At 70.9% G+C, this 6,165-nt stretch carries 6 protein-coding genes; 4 read left to right on the top strand and 2 right to left on the bottom strand.

What is annotated here, in order from left to right; genetic code table 11:
- Positions 1 to 129: 129 nt before the first annotated feature.
- Both STRTUCAR8_RS12940 and STRTUCAR8_RS12935 read right to left on the bottom strand, forming a co-directional pair.
- Positions 130 to 963, bottom strand: a complete 834-nt coding sequence (locus STRTUCAR8_RS12940; protein WP_006376097.1) for a DUF3097 domain-containing protein — start codon at positions 961 to 963, stop codon at positions 130 to 132.
- A 31-nt stretch (positions 964 to 994) separates the two neighbouring features.
- A complete protein-coding gene (locus tag STRTUCAR8_RS12935) occupies positions 995 to 1,780 on the bottom strand; it encodes an MBL fold metallo-hydrolase (RefSeq protein WP_006376141.1) in 786 nt (261 codons plus the stop codon).
- A 277-nt stretch (positions 1,781 to 2,057) separates the two neighbouring features.
- On the opposite strand from STRTUCAR8_RS12935, the gene hrcA reads away from it, so the two are divergent.
- The 4 genes from hrcA to STRTUCAR8_RS12915 all read left to right on the top strand — a co-directional run bounded on the left by hrcA (position 2,058) and on the right by STRTUCAR8_RS12915 (position 6,116).
- Positions 2,058 to 3,074 carry a heat-inducible transcriptional repressor HrcA gene (gene hrcA / locus STRTUCAR8_RS12930; protein ID WP_006376108.1) on the top strand — a complete coding sequence of 339 codons (1,017 nt, stop codon included), beginning with the start codon at positions 2,058 to 2,060 and terminating at the stop codon, positions 3,072 to 3,074.
- Position 3,075: 1 nt separating this feature from the next.
- On the top strand, positions 3,076 to 4,212 hold the full coding sequence (dnaJ, locus tag STRTUCAR8_RS12925; RefSeq protein ID WP_006376132.1) for a molecular chaperone DnaJ: 1,137 nt from the start codon (positions 3,076 to 3,078) through the stop codon (positions 4,210 to 4,212).
- Between the two features lie 87 nt (positions 4,213 to 4,299).
- Complete coding sequence (locus tag STRTUCAR8_RS12920) at positions 4,300 to 5,376, top strand: nitronate monooxygenase (protein WP_006376137.1); 1,077 nt, start codon at positions 4,300 to 4,302, stop codon at positions 5,374 to 5,376.
- On the top strand, positions 5,373 to 6,116 hold the full coding sequence (locus STRTUCAR8_RS12915) for a 16S rRNA (uracil(1498)-N(3))-methyltransferase (RefSeq protein ID WP_006376145.1): 744 nt from the start codon (positions 5,373 to 5,375) through the stop codon (positions 6,114 to 6,116). Before STRTUCAR8_RS12920 ends, STRTUCAR8_RS12915 begins: the two co-directional genes overlap by 4 nt.
- Positions 6,117 to 6,165: the final 49 nt, after the last annotated feature.

The raw sequence follows: 6,165 nt of genomic DNA, 5'->3' as shown, positions 1-6,165 counted from the left end.
CCCCCAGCCCCCCCGCCGGCCCTGAAGGGGCCTTGTCCTCAAACGCCGGACGGGCTGAAGGGGCGGGCCTGCGCTGGAGAGTTACCGGACGGGCTGGAAATGCGGGCCTGCGTTTGAGCGTGCTCGTTCTTACGCGCCGGGTGGGGCCGTGACGAAGTCGATCAGTTCCTCCACGCGGCCCAGGAGTTCCGGTTCCAGGTCTCTGTACGTCCGGACCCGGGCCAGGATGGCCTGCCACACCGCACCCGTGTTCTCCGGCCAGCCCAGTTCCCGGCAGACCCCCGTCTTCCAGTCCTGGCCGTGTGGGATCCGGGGCCAGCCGGGGATGCCCAGTGACGCGGGCTTCACCGCCTCCCACACGTCGATGTACGGGTGCCCGACCACCAGCGCGTGTTCGCTGGTCACGGACTGTGCGATCCGGAACTCCTTGGTGCCCGGGACCAGGTGGTCCACCAGGATGCCCAGGCGGGCGTCCGGGCCAGGGGCGAACTCGGTCACGATCGCCGGGAGGTCGTCGATGCCCCCCAGGTACTCGACGACCACGCCCTCGACCCGCAGGTCGTCTCCCCACACCTTCTCGACCAGTTCGGCGTCGTGCCGGCCTTCCACGTAGATCCGCCCCGCCCGGGCCACCCGCGCGCGGGCACCGGGAACCGCCATCGAACCGGAGGCGGTACGTGACGGACGTACCGAAGCCGCTGTCGGAGACGTCGACGGTGACCCGGTGGGGCGGACCAGGGTCACCACCCTGCCCTCCAGCAGGAAGCCGCTCGGCTCCAGCGGGAACACCCGGTGTTTGCCGAAGCGGTCCTCCAAGGTGACCGTGCCCGCCTCGCAGCGGATCACCGCGCCGCAGAAACCCGTACCCGGCTCCTCGACCACCAGGCCGGGGTCCGCCGGGACCTGCGGCACGGGCTTGGGCTTCTTCCACGGTGGGGTCAGGTCCGGAGAGTACTGGCGCATTCGGATGACGATAGGAGAAGCGGTCGCGCCGTCAGGGCACCGGCTCCCGCGACACGCCGAAACGCCTTGCCAGGGCGTCCCGTTGGGCCCGTACGAACGCAGCGTCGACCACCGCGCCGTGGCCGGGTACGTACAGCGCGTCCTCGCCGCCCAGGGCGAGGACGCGGTCGAGGGCGGCCGGCCAGTGCGACGGTACGGCGTCGGGGCCCGCCTGGGGTTCGCCCGACTCCTCGACCAGGTCGCCGCAGAAGACGACGGTCGGGTCGCTGTTGGTGCCGCCGTCGCCGGGTACGACGATCACCAGGTCGCTGCTCGTGTGGCCCGGGCCCACGTTCCACAGGGCGACTTCCGGACCGCCGGTGCCCAGCTCGACGGCGAGGCGTTCTTGGACCTCCTGGCGCGGGACGACCAACGTGTCCGCCGCCTCCTCCGCCGCATGGACGTCCAGACCGTTGCGTACCGCGTCCGCGCACAACGCCTCGCGCCCCGATCTCCCGAATTCGCTTCCCGGGCCGACCGCACCCCCTGCGGCCAGGACATGCGCACCCGCGAAGGCCGCAGCCCCGAAAACGTGATCGAAATGGGGGTGCGTGAGTGCGAGGAAGTCCACACGGCGCCCGGCGAGCGACTGGGCCTCCAGGCGCAGTCTCACGCCCTCCGAGAGGCTCGATCCGGCGTCGATCAGCAGCGCGCCGCCCGGCCCGGTCACCAGCCCCACCGTGCAGTCCCAGACCGGCAGCCGGCACCGCCCCACTCCGGCCGTCAGCCGCTCCCAGCCCAGGTCGCCCCACCCCGGCTCTTCCCAAGTCACCTTCATACGGCGACGCTAGCCCGAGAACGCCGAGGCGGTGGGCCTGAGCGGGTTGCCGCGCACACGACATCGCAGGACAGGTCGGTACAGGTCGGCAGGTCGGCGCGGGCCGCCCTTGCCGGGGGCGTACCCGACAGCCGTACACTGGGCCGGGGAACTCTGGCACTCGGACACGAAGAGTGCCAGGGAAGGCCAGAAGGAGAGCCGTAGAGCCGTGCAGGTCGGTGCGGAAGCCCGGTTACCGGGGTAGGCACTCAGGGGACGACAGCTGGAGGTGTGCGCGATGCTCAGTGAACGCAGGCTCGAAGTGCTGCGCGCCATCGTCCAGGACTATGTCGGCACCGAGGAGCCGGTCGGATCCAAGGCGCTCACAGAGCGGCACAACCTCGGGGTCTCACCGGCGACCGTCCGTAACGACATGGCGGCGCTGGAGGACGAGGGTTTCATTGCCCAGCCCCACACCAGCGCGGGGCGTATCCCGACCGAAAAGGGCTACCGGCTCTTCGTCGACAGGCTCGCCGGCGTCAAGCCGATGACGGCGCCCGAGCGGCGTGCCATCCAGAACTTCCTGGACGGCGCTGTCGATCTCGATGATGTGGTGGGGCGTACGGTTCGGCTGCTCGCCCAGCTCACGCGGCAGGTCGCCGTCGTGCAGTATCCGTCGCTCACGCGGTCCACCGTGCGGCACGTGGAACTCCTCTCGCTCGCTCCCGCGCGCGTGATGCTCGTGCTGATCACGGACACGGGCCGGGTGGAGCAGCGGATGATCGACTGCCCGGCGCCCTTCGGGGAGACGTCTCTGGCGGATCTACGCGCGCGGCTCAACAGTCGGATCGCGGGCCGCCGGTTCGCGGACGTGCCACAGCTCGTGCAGGACCTCCCGGACGCCTTCGAGGCGGAGGACCGGGGTACGGTCGCGACGGTGCTCTCCACCCTTCTGGAGACGCTCGTCGAGGAGGCCGAGGAGCGGCTGATGATCGGCGGAACCGCCAATCTGACCCGCTTCGGACATGACTTTCCCCTCACTATCAGGCCCGTTCTGGAAGCCCTGGAGGAACAGGTCGTACTTCTCAAACTCCTTGGTGAGGCCGGGGATTCGAGCATGACCGTACGAATCGGTCACGAGAACAAATACGAGGGACTCAACTCCACGTCCGTCGTGTCGGTCGGTTACGGTTCGGGCGGCGAGGCAGTGGCCAAGCTCGGCGTGGTCGGACCGACCCGCATGGACTACCCGGGAACGATGGGAGCGGTACGCGCAGTGGCACGGTACGTCGGACAGATCCTGGCGGAGTCCTGAAGTGGCCACGGACTACTACGCCGTACTCGGCGTGCGCCGCGACGCGTCCCAGGACGAGATCAAGAAGGCGTTCAGGAGGCTCGCCCGCGAGCTGCACCCGGACGTCAACCCCGATCCGAAGACGCAGGAGCGGTTCAAGGAGATCAACGCCGCGTACGAGGTGTTGTCGGACCCGCAGAAGAAGCAGGTCTACGACCTCGGCGGCGACCCCCTCTCGCAGGCGGGCGGCGGAGGCGCGGGCGGCTTCGGCGCCGGTGGCTTCGGGAACTTCTCGGACATCATGGACGCGTTCTTCGGAACGGCGTCCCAGCGGGGGCCGAGGTCGCGTACGCGGCGCGGCCAGGACGCGATGATCCGGCTCGACATCGAGCTGGACGAGGCCGCCTTCGGGACCACCAAGGACATCCAGGTCGACACGGCCGTGGTGTGCGCCACCTGCAGTGGTGAGGGTGCGGCGCCGGGAACCTCCGCCCAGACCTGCGACATGTGTCGCGGCCGGGGCGAGGTGTCCCAGGTGACGCGGTCCTTCCTGGGCCAGGTCATGACGTCACGGCCCTGCCCGCAGTGCCAGGGGTTCGGGACGGTCGTACCGACCCCGTGCCCCGAGTGCGCCGGTGACGGACGGGTGCGGTCGCGTCGGACGCTGACCGTGAAGATCCCCGCGGGTGTCGACAACGGTACGAGGATCCAGCTCGCCGGTGAGGGCGAGGTGGGGCCCGGTGGTGGTCCCGCCGGTGACCTGTACGTCGAGATCCACGAGCTGCCGCACTCGCAGTTCCAGCGGCGCGGAGACGATCTGCACTGCACGGTGACTCTTCCGATGACGGCGGCGTCACTGGGCACGAAGGTGCCGCTGGAGACGCTCGACGGGCTGGAGGAGGTCGACATCCGTCCGGGCACGCAGTCCGGGCAGTCGATTCCGCTGCACGGGCGGGGTGTCACGCATCTGCGGGGCGGAGGGCGCGGTGACCTCATCGTCCATGTCGAGGTCATGACCCCTTCGAAGCTCGATCCCGAGCAGGAGCGGTTGCTGCGTGAACTGGCACTGCTGCGGGGCGAGGAGCGGCCCACGGGGCAGTTCCAGCCTGGGCAGCAGGGGCTGTTCTCGCGGTTGAAGGACGCGTTCAACGGGCGCTGAGGGGTGGGGCCGGGGTTTCCGGGGGCTCTGCCCCAGGCCCCTACGGCCTGATTCGGACTTGTGCGGGGGACGTGACAACATGCCGTCATGTCCTCCGCACTGACCGATCTCTTCCCTCACCCGATCGTGCAGGCGCCCATGGCGGGCGGCGTTTCCCTCCCGCAGCTCGCCGCCGCCGTCGCTGACGCGGGCGGGCTCGGGTTCCTCGCCGCCGGGTACAAGACCGCGGACGGCATGTACCAGGAGATCAAGCAGCTGCGCGGGCTCACCGGCCGCCCCTTCGGCGTGAACCTCTTCATGCCCCAGCCCGAATACGCCGACCCGGCCGCCGTCGAGGTCTACGCCCATCAGCTCGCCGGTGAGGCCACCTGGTACGACACCGAGCTGGGCGACCCGGACAGCGGACGTGACGACGGCTACGACGCCAAGCTCGCCGTCCTCCTCGACAACCCGGTCCCGGTCGTCTCCTTCCACTTCGGGGTGCCCGGCGGCGACGTACTGGACTCCCTCCGCCGCGCCGGCACCCTCACCCTGGTCACCGCGACCACCGCCGACGAGGCCCTCGCCGTGCAGCGGGCCGGGGCCGACGCCGTGATCGTGCAGGGTGTCGAGGCCGGTGGCCATCAGGGCACCCATCGTGACAACGCCGAGGCCGACGGGTCCGCCGTCGGGCTGCTCTCCCTCATCGCCCAGGTCCGCGAGACCGTCGACCTTCCCCTCGTCGCGGCCGGCGGGCTCATGCGCGGCAGCCAGATCGCCGCCGTCCTCGCCGCGGGCGCGAGCGCCGCCCAGCTCGGCACCGCCTTCCTCGCCACCCCGGAGTCCGGCGCCCACGCCCTGCACAAGCAGGCGCTGACCAACCCGCTCTTCGTCCGTACGGAGCTGACGCGCGCGTTCTCCGGCCGGCCCGCCCGGGGTCTGGTGAACCGTTTCCTGCGCGAGCACGGCCCGTACGCGCCCGCCGCCTACCCCGAGGTCCACCACCTCACCTCGCCCGTCCGCAAGAAGGCCGCCGCGGCCGGCGACGCGCAGGGCATGGCGCTGTGGGCGGGACAGGGGCACCGGCTGGCCCGTGAGCTTCCGGCGGGGGAGCTGGTGAGGGTGCTGGTGGACGAGATCGAGTCCGCGCGGGACGCGCTGCTGGGCGGGGGCGAGCGTTCATGACCGCTCCCGTGTTCGTCGTCGATCAGTTGCCCGATGTCCGCCAGTACGTCCTTGACGGGCCCGAGGGGCGCCACGCCGTCTCCGTGAAGCGGCTGCGGGCCGGTGAGACCGTCGTCCTCACCGACGGCGCCGGGCGCTGGGCTGAGGGCGAGGTCGTCGCCGCAGAGGGCAAGGACCAACTGGCGCTGCGGCTCGGGCCGGTCGTGGAGGAAGCCGCCCAGTCTCCTCGCATCACCGTCGTCCAGGCTCTTCCCAAGGGCGACCGGGGCGAGTTGGCCGTCGAGACGATGACCGAGACCGGCGTCGACGCCATCGTTCCCTGGGCCGCCTCGCGGTGTGTCACGCAGTGGCGGGGGGATCGTGGGCTGAAGGCGCTCGCCAAGTGGCGGGCCACCGCCCGGGAGTCCGGCAAGCAGTCGCGCCGGGTGCGGTTCCCGGAGGTCGCGGACGCCATGTCGAGCAAGCAGGTCGCCGCACTTCTCGCCGAGGCCGACTTCGCCGCCGTACTGCACGAGGACCGCGAGTACCGCAGCGCCGCGCTCGCGACCGCCGAACTCCCCTCCACCGGTGACATCGTGCTGGTCGTCGGGCCCGAAGGGGGCGTCTCCCCCGAGGAGTTGGCCCTCTTCGAGGAGGCGGGGGCGAAGGCGTACCGGCTCGGGGCCAGTGTGCTGCGTACCTCCACCGCCGGAACAGCCGCGACGGCACTGCTGCTGGGCCGCACCGGACGCTGGTCCTAGGAGCTGTCCGGTACACGCCCTTCCGGCTGGGGCTGGGCGGTGGCAGGCT

It is taken from the genome of Streptomyces turgidiscabies Car8 (genome assembly GCF_000331005.1).
Classification (GTDB): domain Bacteria; phylum Actinomycetota; class Actinomycetes; order Streptomycetales; family Streptomycetaceae; genus Streptomyces; species Streptomyces turgidiscabies.
This window is presented reverse-complemented; position numbering and strand designations above follow the sequence as displayed.

Bases quoted from the DNA above. Each gene is read 5' to 3' on its own strand.
- STRTUCAR8_RS12940 (WP_006376097.1), bottom strand. From the start codon at position 963: ATGCGCCAGTACTCTCCGGACCTGACCCCACCGTGGAAGAAGCCCAAG.
- STRTUCAR8_RS12935 (WP_006376141.1), bottom strand. From the start codon at position 1,780: ATGAAGGTGACTTGGGAAGAGCCGGGGTGGGGCGACCTGGGCTGGGAG.
- hrcA (WP_006376108.1), top strand. From the start codon at position 2,058: ATGCTCAGTGAACGCAGGCTCGAAGTGCTGCGCGCCATCGTCCAGGAC.
- STRTUCAR8_RS12920 (WP_006376137.1), top strand. From the start codon at position 4,300: ATGTCCTCCGCACTGACCGATCTCTTCCCTCACCCGATCGTGCAGGCG.
- STRTUCAR8_RS12915 (WP_006376145.1), top strand. From the start codon at position 5,373: ATGACCGCTCCCGTGTTCGTCGTCGATCAGTTGCCCGATGTCCGCCAG.